The sequence below is a fragment of the Streptococcus mitis genome (assembly GCF_901542415.1).
In the GTDB taxonomy this organism is placed as follows: domain Bacteria; phylum Bacillota; class Bacilli; order Lactobacillales; family Streptococcaceae; genus Streptococcus; species Streptococcus mitis_BL.
Genome location: NZ_CABEHV010000004.1, coordinates 1,296,476 through 1,322,349, shown reverse-complemented (window position 1 = coordinate 1,322,349; position 25,874 = coordinate 1,296,476). Strand labels below are relative to the sequence as shown.

Annotated in this window: 19 protein-coding genes, 11 tRNA genes and 3 rRNA genes; 30 read left to right on the top strand and 3 right to left on the bottom strand. The window is 41.9% G+C overall.

Annotated features, from left to right (window positions below; all coding sequences use genetic code 11):
• Window positions 1–33 precede the first annotated feature (33 nt).
• From FQT24_RS06915 to gap, 11 genes are all read left to right on the top strand, one after another.
• Complete coding sequence (locus FQT24_RS06915) at window positions 34–1,224, top strand: acetate kinase (RefSeq protein ID WP_049544477.1); 1,191 nt, start codon at window positions 34–36, stop codon at window positions 1,222–1,224.
• 149 nt (window positions 1,225–1,373) lie between these two features.
• Complete coding sequence (gene rnpA, locus FQT24_RS06910) at window positions 1,374–1,745, top strand: ribonuclease P protein component (RefSeq protein ID WP_143952551.1); 372 nt, start codon at window positions 1,374–1,376, stop codon at window positions 1,743–1,745.
• A complete protein-coding gene (locus FQT24_RS06905; RefSeq protein WP_221928344.1) occupies window positions 1,720–2,544 on the top strand; it encodes a membrane protein insertase YidC in 825 nt (274 codons plus the stop codon). Before rnpA ends, FQT24_RS06905 begins: the two co-directional genes overlap by 26 nt.
• A 17-nt stretch (window positions 2,545–2,561) precedes the next feature.
• The gene (gene jag / locus FQT24_RS06900) at window positions 2,562–3,551 is read left to right on the top strand and encodes an RNA-binding cell elongation regulator Jag/EloR (protein WP_143952549.1); all 990 of its coding nucleotides are present in this window, start codon (window positions 2,562–2,564) and stop codon (window positions 3,549–3,551) included.
• 50 nt (window positions 3,552–3,601) lie between these two features.
• Window positions 3,602–4,225, top strand: a complete 624-nt coding sequence (locus FQT24_RS06895) for a ribonuclease P (RefSeq protein ID WP_143952548.1) — start codon at window positions 3,602–3,604, stop codon at window positions 4,223–4,225.
• A 116-nt stretch (window positions 4,226–4,341) separates the two neighbouring features.
• Entirely contained in the window at window positions 4,342–6,318 is a 1,977-nt protein-coding gene (tkt, locus tag FQT24_RS06890) for a transketolase (RefSeq protein WP_143952547.1), read from the top strand.
• Between the two features lie 117 nt (window positions 6,319–6,435).
• Entirely contained in the window at window positions 6,436–6,735 is a 300-nt protein-coding gene (gene yajC, locus FQT24_RS06885) for a preprotein translocase subunit YajC (protein WP_042749887.1), read from the top strand.
• 46 nt (window positions 6,736–6,781) lie between these two features.
• Window positions 6,782–7,222, top strand: a complete 441-nt coding sequence (locus tag FQT24_RS06880) for a low molecular weight protein-tyrosine-phosphatase (protein WP_143952546.1) — start codon at window positions 6,782–6,784, stop codon at window positions 7,220–7,222.
• The gene (locus FQT24_RS06875) at window positions 7,209–7,619 is read left to right on the top strand and encodes an MORN repeat-containing protein (protein ID WP_143952545.1); all 411 of its coding nucleotides are present in this window, start codon (window positions 7,209–7,211) and stop codon (window positions 7,617–7,619) included. Before FQT24_RS06880 ends, FQT24_RS06875 begins: the two co-directional genes overlap by 14 nt.
• A 298-nt stretch (window positions 7,620–7,917) precedes the next feature.
• Window positions 7,918–10,569, top strand: a complete 2,652-nt coding sequence (gene adhE, locus FQT24_RS06870) for a bifunctional acetaldehyde-CoA/alcohol dehydrogenase (protein ID WP_143952544.1) — start codon at window positions 7,918–7,920, stop codon at window positions 10,567–10,569.
• A gap of 318 nt (window positions 10,570–10,887) precedes the next feature.
• Window positions 10,888–11,898, top strand: coding sequence for a type I glyceraldehyde-3-phosphate dehydrogenase (gene gap, locus FQT24_RS06865; RefSeq protein ID WP_000260662.1), 1,011 nt, complete (start codon window positions 10,888–10,890; stop codon window positions 11,896–11,898).
• A 68-nt stretch (window positions 11,899–11,966) separates the two neighbouring features.
• Here the strand turns inward: gap and FQT24_RS06860 are convergent, their stop codons facing one another.
• Window positions 11,967–12,842 carry an RluA family pseudouridine synthase gene (locus tag FQT24_RS06860; protein WP_143952543.1) on the bottom strand — a complete coding sequence of 292 codons (876 nt, stop codon included), beginning with the start codon at window positions 12,840–12,842 and terminating at the stop codon, window positions 11,967–11,969.
• Window positions 12,843–12,928: 86 nt separating this feature from the next.
• On the opposite strand from FQT24_RS06860, the gene pbp2a reads away from it, so the two are divergent.
• The 5 genes from pbp2a (at window position 12,929) to FQT24_RS06835 (ending at window position 16,706) form a co-directional block, all read left to right on the top strand.
• Window positions 12,929–15,124 carry a penicillin-binding protein PBP2A gene (gene pbp2a / locus FQT24_RS06855; protein ID WP_143952542.1) on the top strand — a complete coding sequence of 732 codons (2,196 nt, stop codon included), beginning with the start codon at window positions 12,929–12,931 and terminating at the stop codon, window positions 15,122–15,124.
• 52 nt (window positions 15,125–15,176) lie between these two features.
• A complete protein-coding gene (gene rpmG / locus FQT24_RS06850; RefSeq protein ID WP_014017356.1) occupies window positions 15,177–15,329 on the top strand; it encodes a 50S ribosomal protein L33 in 153 nt (50 codons plus the stop codon).
• Between the two features lie 9 nt (window positions 15,330–15,338).
• Window positions 15,339–15,515: a preprotein translocase subunit SecE gene (gene secE / locus FQT24_RS06845; RefSeq protein WP_143952541.1), complete on the top strand. Its 177-nt coding sequence runs from the start codon at window positions 15,339–15,341 to the stop codon at window positions 15,513–15,515.
• Window positions 15,516–15,569: 54 nt separating this feature from the next.
• Window positions 15,570–16,106 carry a transcription termination/antitermination protein NusG gene (nusG, locus tag FQT24_RS06840; protein ID WP_049499248.1) on the top strand — a complete coding sequence of 179 codons (537 nt, stop codon included), beginning with the start codon at window positions 15,570–15,572 and terminating at the stop codon, window positions 16,104–16,106.
• Window positions 16,107–16,226: 120 nt separating this feature from the next.
• Window positions 16,227–16,706, top strand: coding sequence for a sigma-70 RNA polymerase sigma factor region 4 domain-containing protein (locus FQT24_RS06835; protein WP_143952540.1), 480 nt, complete (start codon window positions 16,227–16,229; stop codon window positions 16,704–16,706).
• A gap of 270 nt (window positions 16,707–16,976) precedes the next feature.
• Here the strand turns inward: FQT24_RS06835 and FQT24_RS06830 are convergent, their stop codons facing one another.
• On the bottom strand, window positions 16,977–18,143 hold the full coding sequence (locus FQT24_RS06830) for an IS30 family transposase (RefSeq protein ID WP_143951979.1): 1,167 nt from the start codon (window positions 18,141–18,143) through the stop codon (window positions 16,977–16,979).
• Window positions 18,144–18,343: 200 nt separating this feature from the next.
• Between FQT24_RS06830 and FQT24_RS06825 the strand changes: the two genes are divergently transcribed.
• The 14 genes from FQT24_RS06825 (at window position 18,344) to FQT24_RS06760 (ending at window position 24,334) form a co-directional block, all read left to right on the top strand.
• Window positions 18,344–18,415: transfer RNA gene (locus FQT24_RS06825), tRNA-Glu, on the top strand.
• A 243-nt stretch (window positions 18,416–18,658) separates the two neighbouring features.
• Window positions 18,659–20,205 (top strand): 16S ribosomal RNA (locus FQT24_RS06820).
• A 51-nt stretch (window positions 20,206–20,256) separates the two neighbouring features.
• Window positions 20,257–20,329 (top strand) — tRNA-Ala (locus FQT24_RS06815).
• A gap of 124 nt (window positions 20,330–20,453) precedes the next feature.
• Window positions 20,454–23,354: ribosomal RNA gene (locus FQT24_RS06810) — 23S ribosomal RNA — on the top strand.
• Window positions 23,355–23,430: 76 nt separating this feature from the next.
• Window positions 23,431–23,546 (top strand): 5S ribosomal RNA (gene rrf / locus FQT24_RS06805).
• Together the 16S, 23S and 5S rRNA genes with 11 tRNA genes alongside form the textbook arrangement of a ribosomal RNA operon.
• Before the next feature lie 4 nt (window positions 23,547–23,550).
• Window positions 23,551–23,623, top strand: a tRNA-Val gene (locus FQT24_RS06800).
• Window positions 23,624–23,625: 2 nt separating this feature from the next.
• A tRNA-Asp gene (locus FQT24_RS06795) sits at window positions 23,626–23,698 on the top strand.
• Window positions 23,699–23,722: 24 nt separating this feature from the next.
• A tRNA-Lys gene (locus FQT24_RS06790) sits at window positions 23,723–23,795 on the top strand.
• 5 nt (window positions 23,796–23,800) lie between these two features.
• Window positions 23,801–23,882: transfer RNA gene (locus tag FQT24_RS06785), tRNA-Leu, on the top strand.
• 18 nt (window positions 23,883–23,900) lie between these two features.
• Window positions 23,901–23,973 (top strand) — tRNA-Thr (locus FQT24_RS06780).
• 22 nt (window positions 23,974–23,995) lie between these two features.
• Window positions 23,996–24,067: transfer RNA gene (locus FQT24_RS06775), tRNA-Gly, on the top strand.
• A gap of 7 nt (window positions 24,068–24,074) precedes the next feature.
• Window positions 24,075–24,160, top strand: a tRNA-Leu gene (locus tag FQT24_RS06770).
• An 11-nt stretch (window positions 24,161–24,171) separates the two neighbouring features.
• Window positions 24,172–24,245: transfer RNA gene (locus tag FQT24_RS06765), tRNA-Arg, on the top strand.
• A gap of 15 nt (window positions 24,246–24,260) precedes the next feature.
• A tRNA-Pro gene (locus FQT24_RS06760) sits at window positions 24,261–24,334 on the top strand.
• Between the two features lie 71 nt (window positions 24,335–24,405).
• On the opposite strand, the gene FQT24_RS06755 is transcribed toward FQT24_RS06760, so the two are convergent.
• A complete protein-coding gene (locus tag FQT24_RS06755; RefSeq protein ID WP_143952539.1) occupies window positions 24,406–25,662 on the bottom strand; it encodes an ISL3 family transposase in 1,257 nt (418 codons plus the stop codon).
• Between the last annotated feature and the right edge of the window lie 212 nt (window positions 25,663–25,874).

Genomic DNA, 25,874 nt, shown 5'->3' with positions numbered 1-25,874 from the left:
TAGATGAAAACGCTTAAAAAGGGGTATCATGTTATGACAAAAACAATTGCAATCAATGCGGGAAGTTCAAGTTTGAAATGGCAACTTTATCAAATGCCAGAGGAAAAAGTTCTTGCTAAAGGTTTAATTGAACGGATTGGTTTGAAAGATTCTATTTCAACTGTAAAATTTGACGGCCGTTCTGAACAACAAATTTTGGATATCGAAAATCACACACAAGCTGTTAAAATCTTATTGGATGACTTGATTCGTTTCGATATTATCAAGGCTTATGATGAGATTACAGGTGTTGGACACCGTGTTGTTGCAGGTGGAGAATATTTTAAAGAATCAACAGTCGTTGAGGGAGATGTTTTAGAAAAAGTTGAAGAGTTGAGCTTGTTAGCTCCTCTCCACAATCCAGCCAATGCAGCAGGTGTTCGTGCCTTCAAGGAATTGTTGCCAGACATTACCAGTGTAGTTGTTTTTGATACTTCATTCCACACAACTATGCCAGAGAAAGCTTATCGCTATCCTCTACCAACAAAATATTACACAGAAAACAAGGTTCGTAAATATGGTGCCCACGGTACAAGTCACCAGTTTGTAGCAGGAGAAGCTGCAAAACTCTTGGGACGTCCATTAGAAGATTTGAAATTGATTACTTGCCACATCGGTAATGGTGCTTCTATTACAGCAGTTAAGGGTGGTCAATCTGTTGATACTTCAATGGGATTCACTCCACTTGGTGGTGTGATGATGGGAACTCGTACAGGAGATATTGACCCAGCTATCATTCCTTACTTAATGCAATATACAGAGGACTTTAACACGCCTGAAGACATTAGTCACGTTCTTAATCGTGAATCAGGACTAATGGGGGTTTCAGGTAAATCCAGTGATATGCGTGATGTGATTGCTGCTATGGAAGAAGGGGACCACGATGCCACTTTAGCCTATGAAATGTATGTTGACCGTATCCAAAAACATATCGGTCAATACCTTGCGGTCCTAAATGGAGCAGATGCTATTATCTTTACTGCAGGTATCGGTGAAAATGCTGCAAACGTACGTGAAGATGTTATCTCAGGTATCTCTTGGTTTGGCTGTGATGTTGACCCAGAAAAGAATGTCTTTGGTGTGACAGGAGACATCTCAACAGAGGCAGCGAAAATACGTGTCCTGGTTATTCCAACAGATGAAGAATTGGTCATTGCCCGTGACGTTGAACGCTTGAAAAAATAACTAAAATCAGAAAAAATATTCAGTACAAGGAGTTGGGAAAGAGATTTTTCCAGCTTCTTTTTCTGATGGAAATGTCCAAAACCTTGCTATGATTGGCTTTTTTGAAAAATATGGTATAATAGTAGTAATTTAATAGATGGAGTTGAGTTTTGAAGAAAAACTTTCGTGTAAAAAGAGAGAAAGATTTTAAGGCGATTTTCAAGGAAGGAACCAGTTTTGCTAACCGAAAATTTGTTGTCTACCAATTAGAAAACCAGAAAAACCATTTTCGAGTAGGTCTATCAGTTAGCAAAAAGCTGGGGAATGCAGTCACTAGAAATCAAATCAAGCGACGAATTAGACATATTATCCAGAATGCAAAAGAGAGTCTGGTAGAAGATGTCGACTTTGTTGTCATTGCTCGAAAAGGGGTCGAAACCTTGGAATACGCAGAGATGGAGAAAAATCTACTCCACGTATTAAAATTATCAAAGATTTACCAGGAAGGAAATGGGAGTGAAAAAGAAAATACAGTTGACTAGTTTGCTAGGACTGTCCCTATTGATCATGACAGCTTGTGCGACTAATGGGACAACTAGCGATATTACAGCCAATTCGGCTGATTTTTGGAGTAAATTTGTTTACTTCTTTGCAGAAATTATTCGCTTTTTATCGTTTGATATCAGTATCGGAGTGGGGATTATTCTCTTTACGGTTTTGATTCGTACACTGCTCTTGCCAGTCTTTCAAGTGCAAATGGTGGCTTCTAGGAAAATGCAGGAAGTTCAACCACGTATTAAGGCGCTTAGAGAACAATATCCAGGTCGAGATATGGAAAGCAGAACCAAGCTAGAGCAGGAAATGCGTAAAGTCTTTAAAGAAATGGGTGTCAGACAGTCAGATTCTCTTTGGCCGATTTTGATTCAGATGCCGGTTATTTTGGCCTTGTTCCAAGCTCTATCAAGAGTTGACTTTTTAAAGACAGGTCATTTTTTATGGATTAACCTTGGCGGTGTGGATACAACCCTTGTGCTTCCGATTTTAGCAGCAGTATTTACCTTTTTAAGTACTTGGTTATCCAATAAAGCCTTACCTGAGCGTAATGGAGCTACGACAGCGATGATGTATGGGATTCCAGTCTTGATTTTTGTTTTTGGGGTCTATGCTCCGAGTGGAGTAGCGCTCTACTGGGCAGTATCCAATGCCTATCAAGTCTTGCAAACCTATTTCTTGAACAATCCATTCAAGATTATCGCAGAACGTGAGGCGGTAGTACAGGCACAGAAAGATTTGGAAAATAGAAAAAGAAAAGCCAAGAAAAAGGCTCAGAAAACGAAATAATAAGGAGGAATCTGGTAATGGTAGTATTTACAGGTTCAACTGTTGAAGAAGCAATCCAGAAAGGATTGAAGGAGTTAGATATTCCAAGAATGAAGGCTCATATCAAAGTCATTTCTCGTGAAAAAAATGGATTTCTTGGTTTATTTGGTAAAAAACCAGCTCAGGTTGACATTGAAGCTATTAGTGAAACAACTGTCATTAAAGCAAATCAACAAGCTGTAAAGGGTGTTCCTAAAGAAATTAATGAACAAAATGAACCAGTTAAAACAGTCAGTGAAGCAACCGTTGATTTGGGTCATGTTGTAGAAGCAATTAAAAAGATTGAAGAAGAAGGCCAAGGGGTTTCTGATAAAGTTAAGGCTGAGATCTTGAAAAATGAAAAACATGCTAACACCATTTTAGAAGAAACTGGGCATATTGAGATTTTAAATGAATTACAGCTTGAAGAAGCTGATTTCGGGGAAGAAGTAGAAATTCCCACTGTTGAGAGTCAAGCTGAACAAACTGAAAGTCAAGAATTAGAAGATTTGGGCTTAAAGGTTGAATCGAGCTTTGATATTGAACAAGTAGCTATGGAAGTAACGACTTATGTTCAAACGATTATTGATGATATGGACGTTGAGGCGACGATTTCAAATGACTATAACCGTCGTAGTATCAATCTACAAATTGATACCAACGAACCAGGTCGTATTATCGGTTACCATGGCAAAGTCTTAAAAGCTTTGCAACTATTGGCTCAAAATTATCTTTATAACCGCTATTCAAGAACCTTCTATATCACAATCAATGTTAATGATTATGTTGAACACCGTGCCGAAGTCTTGCAGACCTATGCTCAAAAATTGGCGACTCGTGTTTTAGAAGAAGGCCGCAGTCATCAAACAGATCCAATGTCAAATAGCGAACGTAAGATTATCCATCGTATTATTTCACGTATGGATGGCGTGACTAGTTACTCTGAAGGTGACGAGCCAAATCGCTATGTCGTTGTAGATACAGAATAAGTAAAATCAGGTTTATCCTGATTTTTTGCTAGCTAGAGGAGATTAAACGGATGTTAAATGAAATAAGAAATTATCTAGAATTTGCTGGTTTGCAGTACCGTAATCCTGATAAAGCAGGAGAAGAGCGAGAAAAAATGCTGGAATTCCGCCACAAAGGTCAAGAGGCACGAAAGGCTTTTACAGAACTGGCCAAAGTCTTTCAAGCAAGCCATCCAGAATGGCAACTCCAACAGACTAGCCAGTGGATGAACCAAGCGCAGCGTTTGCGACCACATTTTTGGGTTTATCTACAGAGAGACGGACAAGTGACAGAACCTATGATGGCTTTACGTTTGTACGGAAGTTCTTCTGATTTTGGAGTCTCACTAGAAGTCAGTTTCATCGAGCGCAAAAAAGATGAGCAAACTATAGGCAAGCAGGCCAAGGTCTTAGAAGTTCCAGTGGTAGAAGGGATTTATTATCTAGTCTACTCTGATGGTCAAAGTCAACGGTGGGAGGCGAACGAAGAGAATCGTCAGGTCTTAGTTGAGAAGATAGGCAGTCAAGAAATCCGAAAAGTGTTAGTTAAAGCAGATGTTTCTTTTATAGAAAATCAATCATTAGAAGTGATTTTAGAAAAATTAGATGAAGCTTATAAGCGCTTATTTCCCTATTATCAGGCGACTAGAGGGTAGAAATCAGGAGACTTATCTAGCGTCGAATTGTTTAATTGCTATTCTATGTATTTTTTCATATAATAGTAAAATAGAATGTGTGATTCAATAATCACCTCAAATAGAAAGGAAATTCTATGTCAAATCTATCTGTTAATGCAATTCGTTTCCTAGGTATTGACGCCATTAATAAAGCTAACTCAGGTCACCCAGGTGTGGTTATGGGAGCGGCTCCGATGGCTTACAGCCTCTTTACAAAACAACTTCGTATCAATCCAGCTCAACCAAACTGGATTAACCGTGACCGCTTTATTCTTTCAGCTGGTCATGGTTCAATGCTTCTTTATGCCCTTCTTCACCTTTCTGGTTTTGAAGATGTCAGCATGGATGAAATCAAGAGCTTCCGTCAATGGGGTTCAAAAACACCAGGTCACCCAGAATTTGGCCATACAGCAGGGATTGATGCTACAACAGGTCCTCTAGGACAAGGTATTTCCACTGCTACTGGTTTTGCTCAGGCAGAACGTTTCTTGGCAGCCAAATATAACCGTGAAGGCTACAATATCTTTGACCACTATACTTACGTTATCTGTGGAGACGGAGACTTGATGGAAGGTGTCTCAAGTGAGGCGGCTTCATACGCAGGTTTGCAAAAGCTAGATAAGTTGGTAGTCCTTTATGATTCAAATGACATCAACTTAGATGGTGAGACAAAGGATTCCTTCACTGAAAGCGTTCGTGATCGTTACAATGCCTATGGTTGGCATACTGCCTTGGTTGAAGATGGAACAGATTTAGAAGCAATCCATGCTGCTATCGAAACAGCTAAAGCTTCGGGCAAACCATCTTTGATTGAAGTGAAGACTGTCATTGGATATGGTTCTCCAAACAAACAAGGAACTAATGCTGTACATGGTGCCCCTCTTGGAGCAGATGAAACTGCAGCAACTCGTCAAACCCTTGGTTGGGACTACGAACCATTTGAAATCCCAGAACAAGTATATGCTGATTTCAAAGAACATGTTGCAGACCGTGGTGCATCAGCTTATCAAACTTGGACAAAGCTAGTTGCTGATTATAAAGAAGCTCACCCAGAACTGGCTGCAGAAGTAGAGGCTATCATCGATGGACGTGATCCAGTTGAAGTGACTCCAGCAGACTTCCCAGCATTAGAAAATGGCTTCTCTCAAGCAACTCGTAACTCGAGTCAGGATGCCTTAAACGTTGTAGCGGCTAAGTTGCCAACCTTCTTAGGAGGTTCAGCTGACCTCGCTCACTCAAACATGACTTATATCAAGACTGATGGACTTCAAGATGATGCCAATCGCTTGAACCGTAACATTCAGTTTGGTGTTCGTGAATTTGCAATGGGAACTATCTTGAACGGGATGGCTCTTCATGGTGGACTTCGTGTATATGGTGGAACTTTCTTCGTCTTTTCTGACTATGTGAAAGCAGCTGTCCGCTTGTCAGCCTTGCAAGGTCTTCCTGTGACTTATGTCTTTACCCACGATTCAATCGCAGTTGGAGAAGATGGCCCAACGCACGAACCAGTTGAGCACTTGGCAGGTCTTCGTGCTATGCCAAATCTAAATGTTTTCCGTCCAGCAGATGCGCGTGAAACTCAAGCAGCTTGGTACCTTGCAGTGACAAGTGAGAAAACACCAACTGCTCTTGTTTTGACACGTCAAAACTTGACTGTTGAAGAGGGAACAGACTTTGAAAAGGTTGCAAAAGGTGCTTATGTTGTCTATGAAAATGCAGCAGATTTTGATACAATCTTGATTGCGACAGGTTCAGAGGTCAATCTAGCTGTCTCAGCTGCCAAAGAATTGGCTAGTCAAGGAGCAAAAATCCGCGTAGTCAGCATGCCGTCTACAGATGTTTTTGATAAACAAGATGAATCATACAAGGAAGAAATTCTTCCAAATGCAGTTCGCCGTCGTGTTGCAGTCGAAATGGGTGCAAGTCAAAACTGGTACAAATACGTTGGTCTTGATGGTGCCGTTCTCGGTATTGATACCTTCGGAGCCTCTGCACCAGCACCAAAAGTATTGGCAGAATATGGCTTTACTGTAGAAAATCTTGTAAAAGTCGTTCAAAACTTGAAATAATCCTAAAAATCAGGGCGTAAGCTCTGGTTTTTTCTTACTAGAAAAGTAAGGTACAATCTTGTAAAAGTAGCTGAAATTTGATATAGTAGTCCTATGTAAAAGACAAAGGAGAATATAATGGAATCACAATATACATTTTTAATCATTCTTGTGGCTATGTTGGGCTTGATGTTCTTTACGCAACGCTCTCAAAAGAAGCAAGCGCAAAAACGTATGGAAAGTTTAAACAAACTGCAAAAAGGCTATGAAGTGATTACAATCGGTGGACTTTACGGAACAGTTGATGAAGTAGATACGGAGAAAAGAACGATTGTTCTTGATGTAGATGGAGTTTACTTGACTTTTGAACTAGCTGCTATCAAGACAGTATTACCGCTGAAAGAAACAGCTTCACTCGAAGGCGCAATTGAAAAATAAGACGGGATTACTAACTCCCGTTTTTCTATAGAAGAAAGGAAATGGGATGAAAAAACTAGTCTTTGTCTGTCTGGGAAATATTTGCCGTAGCCCTATGGCTGAGTTTGTTATGAAATCAATGACAGATAACTACGAAATCCAAAGTCGAGCGACTTCCTCTTGGGAACATGGGAATCCGATTCATAAGGGCACTCAAGGGATTTTTCAACAGTATCAGATTCCGTATGAAAAAGGCAAAACATCGCTTCAGATTAGTAAGGAAGATTTTGAAGACTTTGATTATATTATCGGAATGGATGCTTCAAATGTTTCTGACTTACGTCAGATGTGTCCAGGAGACTGTCAAGATAAGATTCACTTATTTGCATCTGAAAGTGTTCCAGATCCTTGGTATACAGGAGATTTTGAAGAGACTTATCGGCGTGTTCAAGAGGGATGCCAAGTGTGGTTAGAACGTTTAGAGGAGAGTGAATATGGAGAATTTTAAGAATTTCTATGGGAAATATTATATCTATCTGAGTCGTTCTCATTTAGAGATTCTAGCAGCAGTAACGATTGTTTTTTGTGCTGTACTCGTCTTTTTTCTAAATATTCCCGGAAAAGGTGTTCTAAAGCTTGATAATGGAACAATTGTTTACGACGGCAGTCTTGTCCGTGGTAAAATGAATGGCCAAGGTACCATTACCTTCCAAAATGGAGACCAGTATACAGGTGGTTTCATCAATGGTTCCTTCAATGGAAAAGGAACTTTTCAATCCAAAGAAGGCTGGACTTACGAAGGTGATTTTGTAAATGGTCAGGCTGAAGGAAAAGGGAAACTAACAACAGAACAAGAAGTCGTTTATGAAGGGACTTTTAAACAAGGCGTTTTTCAACAAAAATAAAGCCTCCTTATTAAAGGAGGTATTGTTAGAAACAAAAAGTAAGCGCTTACTCGAAAATCTATCTCTTTCCAAGTCTCTTTTCCAAGCAAGTTTGTGAAATAAAAAATATTTGAAATAAATTTCACAAACTCTAAAGGAAAAACCTGATGAGTAAAGAGGATGGGAAAAATTTCACAAATAACTAAAAATTCTTTGTGAAATGTTTATGAAACTGTTTACAAAGTTGAAATAATGCGATATAATAAACTTGTGAAAAAATTAACAAAGGATTAAATCCTTGAAAGCTATGGAGGAAAATATGGCTGATAAAAAAACTGTGACACCAGAGGAAAAGAAACTCGCTGCTGAAAAACATGTAGATGAGTTGGTGCAAAAAGCTCTCGTAGCCCTTGAAGAAATGCGTAAATTGGATCAAGAGCAAGTCGACTATATTGTAGCCAAAGCGTCAGTAGCAGCTTTGGATGCCCATGGAGAATTGGCTTTACATGCCTTTGAAGAAACAGGACGTGGTGTATTTGAAGATAAAGCGACTAAGAACTTGTTTGCTTGTGAACACGTGGTAAACAACATGCGCCACACTAAAACAGTTGGCGTTATCGAAGAAGACGATGTAACAGGATTGACTCTCATCGCTGAACCGGTTGGTGTTGTCTGTGGTATTACTCCTACAACAAACCCAACATCAACAGCAATCTTCAAATCATTGATTTCATTGAAGACACGTAATCCAATCGTTTTTGCCTTCCACCCATCAGCACAAGAATCATCTGCTCATGCAGCACGTATCGTCCGCGATGCAGCTATCGCAGCTGGTGCTCCTGAAAACTGTGTACAATGGATTACTCAACCATCTATGGAAGCAACTAGTGCCCTTATGAACCACGAAGGTATTGCAACAATCCTTGCAACGGGTGGTAATGCTATGGTTAAAGCCGCATACTCATGTGGTAAACCAGCTCTTGGGGTAGGTGCCGGTAACGTTCCAGCTTATGTTGAAAAATCAGCAAACATTCGTCAAGCAGCACACGATATCGTCATGTCTAAATCATTTGATAACGGTATGGTCTGTGCATCTGAACAAGCGGTTATCATTGATAAAGAAATCTACGATGAATTTGTAGCAGAGTTCAAATCTTACCACACTTACTTTGTAAACAAAAAAGAAAAAGCACTTCTTGAAGAATTCTGCTTCGGCGTGAAAGCAAACAGCAAAAACTGTGCTGGTGCAAAATTGAACGCTGATATCGTTGGTAAACCGGCAACCTGGATTGCAGAACAAGCAGGATTTACAGTTCCAGAAGGAACAAACATTCTTGCTGCTGAATGTAAAGAAGTTGGTGAAAATGAGCCATTGACTCGTGAAAAATTGTCACCAGTTATCGCAGTTTTGAAATCTGAAAGCCGTGAAGATGGTATTACTAAGGCTCGTCAAATGGTTGAATTTAACGGTCTTGGACACTCAGCTGCCATTCATACTGCTGATGAAGAATTGACTAAAGAATTTGGTAAAGCTGTTAAAGCTATTCGTGTTATCTGTAACTCACCTTCTACTTTCGGTGGTATCGGGGACGTTTACAATGCCTTCTTACCATCATTGACACTCGGATGTGGTTCTTACGGACGCAACTCAGTTGGGGATAACGTTAGTGCCATTAACCTCTTGAATATCAAAAAAGTCGGAAGACGGAGAAATAACATGCAATGGATGAAACTTCCTTCAAAAACATACTTTGAACGTGATTCAATTCAATACCTTCAAAAATGTCGTGACGTTGAACGTGTCATGATCGTTACTGACCATGCCATGGTAGAGCTTGGTTTCCTTGATCGTATCATCGAACAACTTGACCTTCGTCGCAATAAGGTGGTTTACCAAATCTTTGCTGATGTAGAACCAGATCCAGATATCACTACAGTTGAACGTGGTACTGAGATTATGCGTGCCTTCAAACCAGATACAATCATCGCTCTCGGCGGTGGATCTCCAATGGATGCTGCTAAAGTAATGTGGCTCTTCTACGAACAACCAGAAGTGGACTTCCGTGACCTTGTTCAAAAATTTATGGATATCCGTAAACGTGCCTTCAAGTTCCCATTGCTTGGTAAGAAGACTAAATTCATCGCGATTCCAACTACATCTGGTACAGGATCTGAAGTAACACCATTTGCCGTTATCTCTGATAAAGCAAACAACCGTAAATATCCAATAGCTGACTACTCATTGACACCAACTGTGGCAATCGTAGACCCTGCTTTGGTATTGACAGTTCCAGGATTTGTAGCTGCAGATACTGGTATGGACGTATTGACCCACGCGACTGAAGCTTACGTATCACAAATGGCTAGCGACTACACTGACGGTCTTGCACTTCAAGCCATCAAACTTGTATTCGAAAACCTTGAAAGCTCAGTTAAGAACGCAGACTTCCATTCACGTGAGAAAATGCATAACGCTTCAACAATCGCTGGTATGGCCTTTGCCAATGCCTTCCTAGGTATTTCTCACTCAATGGCCCATAAGATTGGTGCGCAATTCCACACAATCCACGGACGTACTAATGCTATCTTGCTTCCATATGTCATCCGCTACAACGGTACACGTCCAGCTAAGACAGCAACATGGCCTAAGTACAACTACTACCGTGCAGATGAAAAATACCAAGATATTGCTCGTATGCTTGGGCTTCCAGCTTCTACACCAGAGGAAGGGGTTGAATCTTACGCAAAAGCTGTTTACGAACTTGGTGAGCGCGTAGGTATCCAAATGAACTTCAAAGCACAAGGAATCGATGAAAAAGAATGGAAAGAACATTCTCGTGAATTGGCCTTCCTTGCTTATGAAGACCAATGTTCACCTGCCAACCCACGTCTTCCAATGGTTGACCATATGCAAGAAATCATCGAAGATTCTTACTATGGCTACAAAGAAAGACCAGGACGCCGTAAATAATCGTTATCAGCCTAGAGGCAGGAATTTCCTGTCTCTTTTTTGTAAAATTGGAAGATTGAAAATAATTTTTAGCTTTTCTATTTTCACTTTTCTTTTTAAAAGGAAACCGGTAAATGACTAGGTAGACAAAGAAAGACAGCAGTATAGGCTTTCAAAGGGGAAAGAAAAATAAGTGAGGTGTAGACAAAAAACAACGCCCGTACTTGCAATTAAACTTAAATAGTTATATAATAGGTTTGTTGAAAGGTGATTTGTAGTGATTCAAGTTACTCTTTTCACAATAAAAATTTCATGATTTTCATAAGGAGGAAATCACTAATGGTAGTTAAAGTTGGTATTAACGGTTTCGGACGTATCGGTCGTCTTGCTTTCCGTCGTATCCAAAACGTAGAAGGTGTTGAAGTTACTCGTATCAACGACCTTACAGATCCAGTTATGCTTGCACACTTGTTGAAATACGACACAACTCAAGGTCGTTTCGATGGTACTGTTGAAGTTAAAGAAGGTGGATTTGAAGTTAACGGTAAATTCATCAAAGTTTCTGCTGAACGTGATCCAGAACAAATCGACTGGGCTAACGACGGTGTAGAAATCGTTCTTGAAGCTACTGGTTTCTTTGCTAAGAAAGCAGCTGCTGAAAAACACTTGCACGCTGGTGGAGCTAAAAAAGTTGTTATCACTGCTCCTGGTGGAAACGACGTTAAAACAGTTGTATTCAACACTAACCACGACGTTCTTGACGGTACTGAAACAGTTATCTCAGGTGCTTCATGTACTACAAACTGCTTGGCTCCAATGGCTAAAGCTCTTCAAGACAACTTTGGTGTTGTAGAAGGATTGATGACTACTATCCACGCTTACACTGGTGACCAAATGATTCTTGACGGACCACACCGTGGTGGTGACCTTCGCCGTGCTCGCGCTGGTGCTGTAAACATCGTTCCTAACTCAACTGGTGCTGCAAAAGCTATCGGTCTTGTAATCCCAGAATTGAACGGTAAATTGGACGGAGCTGCTCAACGTGTTCCTGTTCCAGCAGGTTCTGTAACTGAGTTGGTAGCAGTTCTTGAAAAGAACGTTACTGTTGACGAAGTGAACGCAGCTATGAAAGCAGCTTCAAACGAATCATACGGATACACTGAAGATCCAATCGTATCTTCAGATATCCTAGGTATGTCTTACGGTTCATTGTTTGACGCAACTCAAACTAAAGTTCTTGACGTTGACGGTAAACAATTGGTTAAAGTTGTATCATGGTACGACAACGAAATGTCATACACTGCACAACTTGTTCGTACTCTTGAATACTTCGCAAAAATCGCTAAATAATTCATGAGTCGATAAAAAGCAAGGCCTCTTGGTCTTGCTTTTCTTATATGGAAAAATGGATGACGGAATCATCCATTCTTTTTTAATTCTTTTTCAAAAGTATCTGAAAGGGCAGTGAAGCTTAATTTCTCTAATGTAAGCGGATGGGTAAAGGACAGTCGAAAGGCGTGGAGCATAAGCCGACTCGTCTTTGATTTGCTATTATAGAGAGGGTCACCTAAAATAGGGAAATTATGATGCGAAAGGTGCACACGAATTTGATGTGTTCGCCCTGTCTTTAGTTTGCAACGAACCAAGGAAGTTTTGTTTGGAAATTGCTTTAATCTGCTTACATGTGTTTCAGCATATTGTCCATTTTTTGTATCAACTATTCGCTTTCTGCGATCATGGCGATCACGTCCAATTTTGTCTTTGAAAACAAGTTCTTTGCTGTTGATATGTCCGTCGACCTGTGCCCAATATTCCCTAGAAATCTCTTTTTTCTCCAGTAAGCGATTGAGAATGGGCAGGATAAAAGGATTTTTGGCAAAGAGAACCAAGCCACTGGTTTCCATGTCCAGACGATGAACGACATAGCAGGTTTGGCCAACATAGGCACTGACATGGTTAAGAAGGGCGATTTCGTTTGGCTGATTACCATGCGTTTTCATCCCCTCGGGTTTGTTTACAATAATCAAGTGTTGATCTTGATAAACTTTCTGAACGAGGTTAGGATTGCCCCAAGGAATTTCTTTTTCGGGATAATCTTCCTTGTCAAAAGTTAACTGGCAAATATCTCCAGGATTTACGATTTCGTTCCAGTGGACTTCTTCTTGGTTTATCAAAATGTGTTTCTTGATTCTCAAAAAATGACGGATTTTTCTAGGAATGAGGAGTTGTTCCTCAAGTAATTGCTTTACCGTTATTTGAGGTAGAGAGTCTGGTAATGTAAATGTGAATTTCATACAGATATTGTAACAAAAAAAGCCCTATTTGGATAGGAAATAGCTAAATTCTTGTCTTCCTATGATGAAGATGATAAAATAAACGCATGAAATTAGATAAATTGTTTGAGAAATTTCTTTCTCTTTTTAAAAAAGAAACAAGTGAATCAGAGGACTCTGATTCTACTAGCTTACGTCGCTCTCGTAGTGATCGAAAAAAATTAGCCCAAGTGGGTCCAATTCGAAAATTCTGGCGTCGCTATCATCTAACAAAGATTGTCCTTATACTAGGATTGAGTGCAGGCTTGCTAGTCGGAACCTATTTGTTTGCTGTTGCCAAATCAACCAATGTCAATGATTTGCAAAATGCCTTGAAAACTCGAACTCTCATTTTTGACCGTGAAGAAAAGGAGGCTGGTGCCTTGTCTGGTCAAAAAGGAACTTATGTTGAATTGACTGATATCAGTAAAAATTTGCAGAATGCCGTTATTGCGACAGAAGATCGTTCTTTTTATAAAAATGACGGGATTAACTATGGTCGTTTCTTCTTGGCTATTGTAACTGCTGGTCGTTCAGGTGGTGGTTCTACTATTACCCAACAGCTGGCTAAAAACGCCTATCTATCACAGGATCAAACTGTCGAGAGAAAAGCAAAAGAATTTTTCCTTGCCTTAGAATTAACAAAAAAATATAGTAAGGATCAAATTTTAACCATGTACCTTAACAATGCCTATTTTGGAAATGGTGTGTGGGGTGTAGAAGATGCGAGTAAGAAATACTTTGGAGTTTCTGCGTCAGAAGTGAGTTTGGATCAAGCTGCGACTCTGGCAGGGATGCTCAAAGGGCCGGAACTGTATAATCCTTTGAATTCCGTACAAGATTCGACTAATCGTCGCGACACTGTCTTACAAAATATGCTTGCAGCGGGTTACATTGATAAAAACCAAGAAACCGAAGCTGCAGAAGTTGATATGACTTCGCAATTGCACGATAAGTATGAAGGAAAGATTTCAGATTACCGCTATCCTTCTTACTTTGATGCGGTTGTTAATGAGGCTGTTTCCAAGTATAGTCTAACAGAGGAAGAAATTGTCAATAATGGCTATCGCATTTACACAGAGCTGGACCAAAACTACCAAGCAAATATGCAGGTTGTCTATGAAAATACAGCGCTATTTCCGAGGGCGGAGGATGGAACATTTGCTCAATCAGGAAGTGTAGCTCTCGAACCGAAAACAGGTGGAGTTCGTGGAGTTGTCGGTCAGGTTGCTGACAATGATAAAACTGGATTCCGGAATTTCAACTATGCAACTCAATCAAAACGTAGCCCTGGTTCTACAATTAAGCCTTTAGTTGTTTATACGCCTGCAGTTGAAGCTGGCTGGGCTTTGAATAAGCAGTTGGATAACCATACCATGCAGTATGACAGCTATAAGGTTGATAACTATGCAGGGATCAAAACGAGTCGAGAAGTTCCTATGTATCAAGCCTTGGCAGAGTCGCTTAATCTACCTGCTGTTGCCACTGTTAATGATTTGGGCGTCGACAAGGCTTTTGAGGCAGGCGAAAAATTCGGACTCAACATGGAAAAGGTCGACCGTGTTCTTGGTGTCGCCTTGGGAAGTGGTGTCGAAACCAATCCTCTGCAAATGGCTCAAGCATATGCTGCCTTTGCAAATGAAGGTTTAATGCCTGAAGCTCATTTTATTAGTAGAATTGAAAATGCTAGTGGACAAGTTATTGCAAGCCATAAAAATTCACAAAAACGGGTGATTGATAAGTCTGTAGCTGACAAGATGACCAGTATGATGTTGGGAACATTTACAAACGGAACAGGTATTAGTTCATCGCCTGCAGACTATGTCATGGCAGGAAAAACTGGAACAACTGAAGCTGTTTTCAATCCGGAATACACAAGTGACCAGTGGGTAATTGGTTATACTCCGGATGTAGTGATTAGTCACTGGCTTGGTTTCCCTACCACTGATGAAAATCACTATCTAGCAGGATCTACTTCAAACGGTGCAGCTCATGTCTTTAGAAACATTGCTAATACCATTTTACCTTATACGCCAGGAAGTACCTTTACGGTTGAAAATGCTTATAAGCAAAATGGAATTGCACCAGCCAATACAAAAAGACAAGTACAAACCAATGATAATAGCCAGACAGATGATAATTTGTCTGATATTCGAGGACGTGCGCAAAGTCTAGTAGATGAGGCTAGTCGGGCTATCTCGGATGCTAAGATTAAGGAAAAGGCTCAAACAATATGGGATTCGGTAGTCAATCTATTTCGCTAAGATGCTTGTCAAAGCCTAGCTTTCTTGTTATAATAGATAAGATGGAGGCGTTATGGCACTAAAAAAAGCAAGCCTAGCTTGTGCGGTTTGTGGTTCGAGAAACTATTCAATAAAGATTAGTGGAACCCCCAAGCCTACACGACTAGAAGTAAATAAATTTTGTAAGCATTGTGGCAAGTACACTACACACAGAGAAACGAGATAGGAGAGAGCGATGCGTTTTATTGGAGATATTTTTAGACTTCTTAAAGACACAACATGGCCAACTCGCAAGGAAAGCTGGAGAGATTTTCGTTCTATAATGGAATACACAGCTTTCTTTGTAATAATTATTTACATTTTTGACCAGTTGATTGTTTCAAGTTTGATTCGATTTATTAACATTTTTTAGAAGGTTAGTGGAGTTAATTACACTAGAAATCTTCTATTTATGAAAGGAAATATCATGGATAGTTTTGATAAAGGGTGGTTTGTTTTACAAACTTATTCTGGTTATGAAAATAAGGTAAAAGAAAATCTATTGCAACGTGCGCAAACCTACAATATGTTGGATAATATTCTACGTGTTGAAATTCCAACACAAACAGTGCAAGTTGAAAAAAATGGAAAGAGAAAAGAAGTAGAAGAAAATCGATTTCCAGGTTATGTTCTTGTAGAAATGGTCATGACAGATGAAGCTTGGTTTGTTGTTCGAAATACTCCGAACGTTACAGGATTTGTCGGGTCACACGGGAATAGATCAAAACCAACTCCATTATTGGAACAAGAAATTCGTGACATTTTGATATCTATGGGACAAACTGTTCAAGAGTTTGATATCGATGTTGAGGTTGGTCAAACTGTACGTATTATTGATGGTGCTTTTGCAGATTACACTGGTAAGATTACAGAAATTGATAATAACAAAGTGAAGATGATTATCTCTATGTTTGGTAATGACACAGTTGCAGAAGTAAACCTAAACCAAATCGCAGAATTATAACCCCAAGAGAGGCATGTCCTCTCTTTTTTGTGCATTTGAGACGGTGAAGAGAACAGAATGGATGAAATGAATCAAATTAGCTTCATTATTTGTTAGACTGTATCTAGAAAGGGGAACGTTATGTTTAAAGAATTGTATAAAGAAGTCCAGGGAATTGTGTACAAGTGTAGAAATGAATATTACTTGCATTTATGGGAACTATCGGATTGGGACCAAGAAGGCATGATTTGCTTACATGAATTGATCAGTAGAGAAGAAGGGCTTGTAGAAGATATCCCACGTTTACGTAAATACTTCAAAACTAAATTCCGAAATAGAATTCTAGACTATATCCGTAAACAAGAAAGCCAGAAGCGTAGATATGATAAAGAACCTTATGAAGAAGTAGGTGAGATTAGTCATCGTATCAGTGAGGGAGGTCTGTGGCTAGATGAGTATTATCTCTTTCATGAGACACTAAGAGATTATAGAAACAAACAAAGTAAAGAGCAACAAGAAGAACTAGAACGTGTTTTAAGAAATGAACGATTCCGAGGTCGTCAAAGAGTATTAAGAGACTTACGTATTGTGTTTAAAGAGTTTGATATCCGTACCCGGTAAGAAGCTATGCAAAAAAAAGGTAAATTCGCAAACTAAGTTCCACCGCTAGTAGAAGTGGAAGTTAGTCTGATAAAAATCCTAAAAACCAGTGGAAATCCGTGTCAGGGTAAGTTCCACTGGTTTTACTAATGCTTGATTTCATCGCTTTTGTAACCAAAAGGAATCGAAAAAAAGAGCGCACAAAATCCCCTCATCTGAAAGCGTTTCAGATTAAGTTCCGCTATGGTGGAAGTTAGTGTGAGACGTTTGAATGCGGTTAAAGGTTAGTTTTTAGAACTTATGTTGGAGTAATTTCGAAGACTGACAGACGTCTTCTGCAGGTATTTTAGAAATACCTAGAAGCTTAGGAATCTCTTCTCCATAGGTAAAGGCAAAGAGCTCATAGGCTGACTTTCCATTCAAAGCAGCACGTTTGACACTGTTGACATGAGAGCAGACGAGATTGATGTCCTCTTGAGTTAAGTTGTCAAAAGCAGTTCCCTTAGGTAGAATGTCTCGAATCAGTGTGTGGTTTTTCTCAATTCTCCCTTTCTGGTCAGAGCGATTAGGGTCACAAAAGAAGAGTTTACTCTCTCCTCGCACATCCATTTCGATATCATCAACCCTGGCAAACTCTCCACCATTATCGGTAAGAATGACAGGAAAGAGTTGGAAGAAATCTTTATCAGCTTCATGAAGAGTGTTCTTGATGGTATAGAGGTGTTTGGTAACCTCAAGGGCAGTTTTATTATCCAGAAGCCTAGCGAAGATAAAGTTACAGAAAGACAGGTTGAAGGTAAGTAGGACTTTACCTCCCATCCTCCCCAGAACTGTGTCCATTTCCAGCCAAGAGTCTAGTTGATTAAGGACTAAATAGTTTTGGAAATCCTCATAGGAACGGCCTTTTTTAGCTTCTTTAGGGATGGAAGGTAGTTTCCTTTTCCGTCTTTCTTTGAATTTAACGGCTCTGGCTAGGTCAATATGAGCGATAGATAGGTATCCTTTTCGGATGTGTCGATAGACGGTTGAGGAACTGACATCAAGGTTATGAGTTTTGAGGATATGATAGATGTGTTGTCCCTTTTTAACACCATCAGAAATGACTTTGTCCATGTCCCAGAAGGCCTTGGAATTAAGGGGAGTTCCTTCACGAGCTTCGACAAGAGTTTGTTCGTACTGTTTTTGAGCTTGTTTAGCAAGGTAGAAGATTTTTTTAAATCCACAATTTTGTCTTCTTTTAGGGCATCCATTACAGACAAAGGGAGCCTTATCGAGTAAAGGGCAAGGAAGGTTATCGCATGTAGACTCTCGGACTTGTCTGTTTCGTTTGACTTCTTTGGAAACAGTAGTTGGGTCTTTTAGAATGGATTGTCCGATAGCTTTGAAGGTTTCACCGCGCTCTAAGCCTAATTGGATATCATTACGGTCTGAAAGGGTAAGGTGTTTATGTTTTGTCATAGTAGACCTCATTTCTAACTCAAACGTCTCACACTTAATTCCACCATAAAAATCCGTTTTAGACTAATTTCCACTTTGGTTGGGCAAGTGGAAGTTACTTTGAGAAATTAGCTATGCAAAAAAAATGAAAAAAATTAGAAAAAGGTGTTGACAAAGTTTGAAAAGTCGGTATAATAGTAAGAGTTGAAAATAACAACTCCGGTCCGTTGGTCAAGGGGTTAAGACACCGCCTTTTCACGGCGGTAACACGGGTTCGAATCCCGTACGGACTATGGTATATTGCAGAAGAAATACTGATTGAAAAAAATTAAAAAAAGTTTCAAAAAAGTGTTGACAAGCGAAAGCGACTGTGATATACTAATATAGTTGTCACTTGAGAGAAGTGAGTGACAAAGACCTTTGAAAACTGAACAAGACGAACCAATGTGCAGGGCACTACAACTAAGGTTGTAGTACTGAACAATGAAAAAAAACAATAAATCTGTCAGTGACAGAAATGAGTGAGAACTCAAACTTTTAATGAGAGTTTGATCCTGGCTCAGGACGAACGCTGGCGGCGTGCCTAATACATGCAAGTAGAACGCTGAAGGAGGAGCTTGCTTCTCCGGATGAGTTGCGAACGGGTGAGTAACGCGTAGGTAACCTGCCTGGTAGCGGGGGATAACTATTGGAAACGATAGCTAATACCGCATAAGAGTAGATGTTGCATGACATTTGCTTAAAAGGTGCAATTGCATCACTACCAGATGGACCTGCGTTGTATTAGCTAGTTGGTGGGGTAACGGCTCACCAAGGCGACGATACATAGCCGACCTGAGAGGGTGATCGGCCACACTGGGACTGAGACACGGCCCAGACTCCTACGGGAGGCAGCAGTAGGGAATCTTCGGCAATGGACGGAAGTCTGACCGAGCAACGCCGCGTGAGTGAAGAAGGTTTTCGGATCGTAAAGCTCTGTTGTAAGAGAAGAACGAGTGTGAGAGTGGAAAGTTCACACTGTGACGGTATCTTACCAGAAAGGGACGGCTAACTACGTGCCAGCAGCCGCGGTAATACGTAGGTCCCAAGCGTTGTCCGGATTTATTGGGCGTAAAGCGAGCGCAGGCGGTTAGATAAGTCTGAAGTTAAAGGCTGTGGCTTAACCATAGTACGCTTTGGAAACTGTTTAACTTGAGTGCAAGAGGGGAGAGTGGAATTCCATGTGTAGCGGTGAAATGCGTAGATATATGGAGGAACACCGGTGGCGAAAGCGGCTCTCTGGCTTGTAACTGACGCTGAGGCTCGAAAGCGTGGGGAGCAAACAGGATTAGATACCCTGGTAGTCCACGCCGTAAACGATGAGTGCTAGGTGTTAGACCCTTTCCGGGGTTTAGTGCCGCAGCTAACGCATTAAGCACTCCGCCTGGGGAGTACGACCGCAAGGTTGAAACTCAAAGGAATTGACGGGGGCCCGCACAAGCGGTGGAGCATGTGGTTTAATTCGAAGCAACGCGAAGAACCTTACCAGGTCTTGACATCCCTCTGACCGCTCTAGAGATAGAGCTTTCCTTCGGGACAGAGGTGACAGGTGGTGCATGGTTGTCGTCAGCTCGTGTCGTGAGATGTTGGGTTAAGTCCCGCAACGAGCGCAACCCCTATTGTTAGTTGCCATCATTCAGTTGGGCACTCTAGCGAGACTGCCGGTAATAAACCGGAGGAAGGTGGGGATGACGTCAAATCATCATGCCCCTTATGACCTGGGCTACACACGTGCTACAATGGCTGGTACAACGAGTCGCAAGCCGGTGACGGCAAGCTAATCTCTTAAAGCCAGTCTCAGTTCGGATTGTAGGCTGCAACTCGCCTACATGAAGTCGGAATCGCTAGTAATCGCGGATCAGCACGCCGCGGTGAATACGTTCCCGGGCCTTGTACACACCGCCCGTCACACCACGAGAGTTTGTAACACCCGAAGTCGGTGAGGTAACCTTTTAGGAGCCAGCCGCCTAAGGTGGGATAGATGATTGGGGTGAAGTCGTAACAAGGTAGCCGTATCGGAAGGTGCGGCTGGATCACCTCCTTTCTAAGGATAAGGAACTGCGCATTGGTCTTGTTTAGTCTTGAGAGGTCTTGTGGGGCCTTAGCTCAGCTGGGAGAGCGCCTGCTTTGCACGCAGGAGGTCAGCGGTTCGATCCCGCTAGGCTCCATTGGTGAGAGATCACCAAGTAATGCACATTGAAAATTGAATATCTATATCAAATAGTAACAAGAAAATAAACCGAAAACGCTGTAGTATTAATAAGAGTTTATGACTGAAAGGTCAAAAAATAAGGTTAAGTTAATAAGGGCGCACGGTGGATGCCTTGGCACTAGGAGCCGAAGAAGGACGTGACAAACGACGATATGCCTTGGGTAGCTGTAAGTAAGCGATGATCCAGGGATTTCCGAATGGGGGAACCCAACAGGTACTACCTGTTACCCGCATCTGTTAAGGATGTGAGGAGGAAGACGCAGTGAACTGAAACATCTAAGTAGCTGCAGGAAGAGAAAGCAAAAGCGATTGCCTTAGTAGCGGCGAGCGAAACGGCAGGAGGGCAAACCGAAGAGTTTACTCTTCGGGGTTGTAGGACTGCAATGTGGACTCAAAGATTATAGAAGAATGATTTGGGAAGATCAGCCAAAGAGAGTAATAGCCTCGTATTTAAAATAGTCTTTGTACCTAGCAGTATCCTGAGTACGGCGGGACACGCGAAATCCCGTCGGAATCTGGGAGGACCATCTCCCAACCCTAAATACTCCCTAGTGACCGATAGTGAACCAGTACCGTGAGGGAAAGGTGAAAAGCACCCCGGGAGGGGAGTGAAATAGAACCTGAAACCGTGTGCCTACAACAAGTTCGAGCCCGTTAATGGGTGAGAGCGTGCCTTTTGTAGAATGAACCGGCGAGTTACGTTATGATGCGAGGTTAAGTTGAAGAGACGGAGCCGTAGGGAAACCGAGTCTGAATAGGGCGAATTAGTATCATGACGTAGACCCGAAACCATGTGACCTACCCATGAGCAGGTTGAAGGTGCGGTAAGACGCACTGGAGGACCGAACCAGGGCACGTTGAAAAGTGCTTGGATGACTTGTGGGTAGCGGAGAAATTCCAAACGAACTTGGAGATAGCTGGTTCTCTCCGAAATAGCTTTAGGGCTAGCGTCGACATTAAGATTCTTGGAGGTAGAGCACTGTTTGGGTGAGGGGTCCATCCCGGATTACCAATCTCAGATAAACTCCGAATGCCAATGAATTATGGTCGGCAGTCAGACTGCGAGTGCTAAGATCCGTAGTCGAAAGGGAAACAGCCCAGACCACCAGCTAAGGTCCCAAAATAATTGTTAAGTGGAAAAGGATGTGGGGTTGCACAGACAACTAGGATGTTAGCTTAGAAGCAGCTATTCATTCAAAGAGTGCGTAATAGCTCACTAGTCGAGTGACCCTGCGCCGAAAATGTACCGGGGCTAAAACAATTTACCGAAGCTGTGGATACCTTTATAGGTATGGTAGGAGAGCGTTCTATGTGTGAAGAAGGTGTACCGTGAGGAGTGCTGGAACGCATAGAAGTGAGAATGCCGGTATGAGTAGCGAAAGACAGGTGAGAATCCTGTCCACCGTAAGACTAAGGTTTCCAGGGGAAGGCTCGTCCGCCCTGGGTTAGTCGGGACCTAAGGAGAGACCGAAAGGTGTATCCGATGGACAACAGGTTGATATTCCTGTACTAGAGTATGTAGTGATGGAGGGACGCAGTAGGCTAACTAAAGCAGACGATTGGAAGAGTCTGTCTAAGCAGTGAGGTGTGATATGAGTCAAATGCTTATATCTATAACATTGAGCTGTGATGGGGAGCGAAGTTTAGTAGCGAAGTTAGTGACGTCACACTGCCAAGAAAAGCTTCTAGCGTTTAAACATACTCTACCCGTACCGCAAACCGACACAGGTAGTCGAGGCGAGTAGCCTCAGGTGAGCGAGAGAACTCTCGTTAAGGAACTCGGCAAAATGACCCCGTAACTTCGGGAGAAGGGGTGCTGACTTTAAGTCAGCCGCAGTGAATAGGCCCAAGCAACTGTTTATCAAAAACACAGCTCTCTGCTAAATCGTAAGATGATGTATAGGGGGTGACGCCTGCCCGGTGCTGGAAGGTTAAGAGGAGTGCTTAGCGTAAGCGAAGGTATGAATTGAAGCCCCAGTAAACGGCGGCCGTAACTATAACGGTCCTAAGGTAGCGAAATTCCTTGTCGGGTAAGTTCCGACCCGCACGAAAGGCGTAATGATTTGGGCACTGTCTCAACGAGAGACTCGGTGAAATTTTAGTACCTGTGAAGATGCAGGTTACCCGCGACAGGACGGAAAGACCCCATGGAGCTTTACTGCAGTTTGATATTGAGTGTCTGTACCACATGTACAGGATAGGTAGGAGTCTATGAGATCGGGACGCCAGTTTCGAAGGAGACGTTGTTGGGATACTACCCTTGTGTTATGGCCACTCTAACCCGGATAGGTGATCCCTATCGGAGACAGTGTCTGACGGGCAGTTTGACTGGGGCGGTCGCCTCCTAAAAGGTAACGGAGGCGCCCAAAGGTTCCCTCAGAATGGTTGGAAATCATTCGCAGAGTGTAAAGGTATAAGGGAGCTTGACTGCGAGAGCTACAACTCGAGCAGGGACGAAAGTCGGGCTTAGTGATCCGGTGGTTCCGTATGGAAGGGCCATCGCTCAACGGATAAAAGCTACCCTGGGGATAACAGGCTTATCTCCCCCAAGAGTTCACATCGACGGGGAGGTTTGGCACCTCGATGTCGGCTCGTCGCATCCTGGGGCTGTAGTCGGTCCCAAGGGTTGGGCTGTTCGCCCATTAAAGCGGCACGCGAGCTGGGTTCAGAACGTCGTGAGACAGTTCGGTCCCTATCCGTCGCGGGCGTAGGAAATTTGAGAGGATCTGCTCCTAGTACGAGAGGACCAGAGTGGACTTACCGCTGGTGTACCAGTTGTCTTGCCAAAGGCATCGCTGGGTAGCTATGTAGGGAAGGGATAAACGCTGAAAGCATCTAAGTGTGAAACCCACCTCAAGATGAGATTTCCCATGATTTTATATCAGTAAGAGCCCTGAGAGATGATCAGGTAGATAGGTTAGAAGTGGAAGTGTGGCGACACATGTAGCGGACTAATACTAATAGCTCGAGGACTTATCCAAAGTAACTGAGAATATGAAAGCGAGAGGTTTTCTTGGTTTGAATAGATATTCAATTTTGAGTAGGTATTACTCAGAGTTAAGTGACGATAGCCTAGGAGATACACCTGTACCCATGCCGAACACAGAAGTTAAGCCCTAGAACGCCGGAAGTAGTTGGGGGTTGCCCCCTGTGAGATATGGAAGTCGCTTAGCTCTAGGGAGTTTAGCTCAGCTGGGAGAGCATCTGCCTTACAAGCAGAGGGTCAGCGGTTCGATCCCGTTAACTCCCATAGGTCCCGTAGTGTAGCGGTTATCACGTCGCCCTGTCACGGCGAAGATCGCGGGTTCGATTCCCGTCGGGACCGTTTAAGGTAATGAAAGTTACTTTAGACTCGTTAGCTCAGTTGGTAGAGCAATTGACTTTTAATCAATGGGTCACTGGTTCGAGCCCAGTACGGGTCATATATGCGGGTTTGGCGGAATTGGCAGACGCACCAGATTTAGGATCTGGCGCTTAACGGCGTGGGGGTTCAAGTCCCTTAACCCGCATTAAGATATAATAAATGAGCCGGCTTAGCTCAGTTGGTAGAGCATCTGATTTGTAATCAGAGGGTCGCGTGTTCAAGTCATGTAGCCGGCATTTTTAGATAGAAGAAAACAGTGCGAACGTAGTTCAGTGGTAGAACACCACCTTGCCAAGGTGGGGGTCGCGGGTTCGAATCCCGTCGTTCGCTTAGAGAGGCCGGGGTGGCGGAACTGGCAGACGCACAGGACTTAAAATCCTGCGATTGGTAACGATCGTACCGGTTCGATTCCGGTCCTCGGCATAAACTAATGAGCACCCTTAGCTCAACTGGATAGAGTACCTGACTACGAATCAGGCGGTTAGAGGTTCGACTCCTCTAGGGTGCATTTTTCTATTTAACTCGGGAAGTAGCTCAGCTTGGTAGAGTACTTGGTTTGGGACCAAGGTGTCGCAGGTTCGAATCCTGTCTTCCCGATTCATTACAGAGATACGTAAGCGTATCTTTTTTGTTTGGCTCTTTGTCAACTGTAGTGGGTTGAAGAAAAGCTAAGCTCGAGAAAGGACACATTTCGTCCTTTCTTTTTTGATATTGAGAGCGATAAAAATTCGTTTTTTGAAGTTTTCAAAGTTCCGAAAACCAAAGGCATTGCGCTTGATAAGTTTTATGAGATTATTGGTCGCTTCCAGTTTGGCGTTAGAATAAGGTAATTGAAGAGCGTTGACGATTTTCTCTTTATCCTTGAGAAAAGTTTTAAAGACAGTCTGAAAAAGAGGATGAATCTTCTTTAGATTGTCCTCAATGAGTCCGAAGAATTTGTCAGACTCTTTATTCTGGAAGTGAAAAAGTAAGAGCTGATAGAGATTGTAGTGGTGTTTCAAGTCTTCTGAATAGCTCAAAAGCTTATCTAGAATCTCTTTATTTGTTAAGTGCATACGAAAAGTAGGGCGATAAAATCGTTTATCGCTGAGTTTACGACTATCCTGTTGAATGAGCTTCCAGTAACGCTTGATAGCCTTGTATTCATGGGATTTTCGCTCAAATTGATTCATGATTTGGACACGTACACGACTCATAGCACGGCTGAGATGTTGGACAATGTGAAAGCGGTCGAGAACGATTTTAGCGTTAGGAAAAAGTTTACTGGCAATATCGTAGTAAGGGCTAAACATATCCATCGTAATGATTTTCACCTGACAACGAACAGCTCGCTCGTAGCGCAGAAAGTGATTTCGGATGATAGCCTGTGTTCTGCCTTCAAGAACAGTGATGATGTTGAGATTATCAAAATCTTGTGCAATGAAACTCATCTTTCCCTTAGTGAAGGCATACTCGTCCCAGTACATAATCTCAGGAAGACGAGAAAAATCATGCTTAAAGTGGAAATCATTGAGCTTTCGAATGACAGTTGAAATTGAAATGGAAAGTTGATGGGCAATATCGGTCATAGAAGTCTTTTCAATTAACTTTTGCGCAATCTTTTGCTTGATAATACGAGGAATCTGATGATTCTTCTTGACGAGTGAGGTCTCGGCGACCATCACTTTCGAGCAATGATAGCACTTGAAACGACGCTTTTTCAGAAGAATTCTAGTAGGCCTACCAGTCGTTTTGAGGTAAGGAATCTTAGACGGTTTTTGAAAGTCATATTTTTTCATTTGACTTCCGCAATAAGGACAAGATGGAGCATCGTAGTCCAGTCTAGCGATAATTTCCTTGTGTGTATCCCTATTGATGATATCCATAAATTGGATATTTGGGTCTTTGATATCGAGTAGTTTTGTGATAAAATGTAATTGTTCCATATGAATCTTTCTAATGAGTTGTTTGGTCGCTTTTCATTATAGATCTTATGGGACTTTTTTTCTACACAAAAATAGGCTCCATAATATCTATAGGGGGTTACCCACTACAAATATTATAGAGCCTTTTGTTTTAACTAGATATTATATACATTAAGAGAGAATCAGTTTGCTTCTCTCTTTTTTAATTTCAGTAATTCATTTTGATCGCGTAT

What these genes read in the sequence shown, in the direction of transcription:
- FQT24_RS06915 (WP_049544477.1), top strand. Translation starts at nt 34, where the DNA reads ATGACAAAAACAATTGCAATCAATGCGGGAAGTTCAAGTTTGAAATGG.
- jag (WP_143952549.1), top strand. Translation starts at nt 2,562, where the DNA reads ATGGTAGTATTTACAGGTTCAACTGTTGAAGAAGCAATCCAGAAAGGA.
- FQT24_RS06895 (WP_143952548.1), top strand. Translation starts at nt 3,602, where the DNA reads ATGTTAAATGAAATAAGAAATTATCTAGAATTTGCTGGTTTGCAGTAC.
- tkt (WP_143952547.1), top strand. Translation starts at nt 4,342, where the DNA reads ATGTCAAATCTATCTGTTAATGCAATTCGTTTCCTAGGTATTGACGCC.
- yajC (WP_042749887.1), top strand. Translation starts at nt 6,436, where the DNA reads ATGGAATCACAATATACATTTTTAATCATTCTTGTGGCTATGTTGGGC.
- FQT24_RS06880 (WP_143952546.1), top strand. Translation starts at nt 6,782, where the DNA reads ATGAAAAAACTAGTCTTTGTCTGTCTGGGAAATATTTGCCGTAGCCCT.
- FQT24_RS06875 (WP_143952545.1), top strand. Translation starts at nt 7,209, where the DNA reads ATGGAGAATTTTAAGAATTTCTATGGGAAATATTATATCTATCTGAGT.
- adhE (WP_143952544.1), top strand. Translation starts at nt 7,918, where the DNA reads ATGGCTGATAAAAAAACTGTGACACCAGAGGAAAAGAAACTCGCTGCT.
- gap (WP_000260662.1), top strand. Translation starts at nt 10,888, where the DNA reads ATGGTAGTTAAAGTTGGTATTAACGGTTTCGGACGTATCGGTCGTCTT.
- FQT24_RS06860 (WP_143952543.1), bottom strand. Translation starts at nt 12,842, where the DNA reads ATGAAATTCACATTTACATTACCAGACTCTCTACCTCAAATAACGGTA.
- pbp2a (WP_143952542.1), top strand. Translation starts at nt 12,929, where the DNA reads ATGAAATTAGATAAATTGTTTGAGAAATTTCTTTCTCTTTTTAAAAAA.
- rpmG (WP_014017356.1), top strand. Translation starts at nt 15,177, where the DNA reads ATGGCACTAAAAAAAGCAAGCCTAGCTTGTGCGGTTTGTGGTTCGAGA.
- secE (WP_143952541.1), top strand. Translation starts at nt 15,339, where the DNA reads ATGCGTTTTATTGGAGATATTTTTAGACTTCTTAAAGACACAACATGG.
- nusG (WP_049499248.1), top strand. Translation starts at nt 15,570, where the DNA reads ATGGATAGTTTTGATAAAGGGTGGTTTGTTTTACAAACTTATTCTGGT.
- FQT24_RS06835 (WP_143952540.1), top strand. Translation starts at nt 16,227, where the DNA reads ATGTTTAAAGAATTGTATAAAGAAGTCCAGGGAATTGTGTACAAGTGT.
- FQT24_RS06830 (WP_143951979.1), bottom strand. Translation starts at nt 18,143, where the DNA reads ATGACAAAACATAAACACCTTACCCTTTCAGACCGTAATGATATCCAA.
- FQT24_RS06755 (WP_143952539.1), bottom strand. Translation starts at nt 25,662, where the DNA reads ATGGAACAATTACATTTTATCACAAAACTACTCGATATCAAAGACCCA.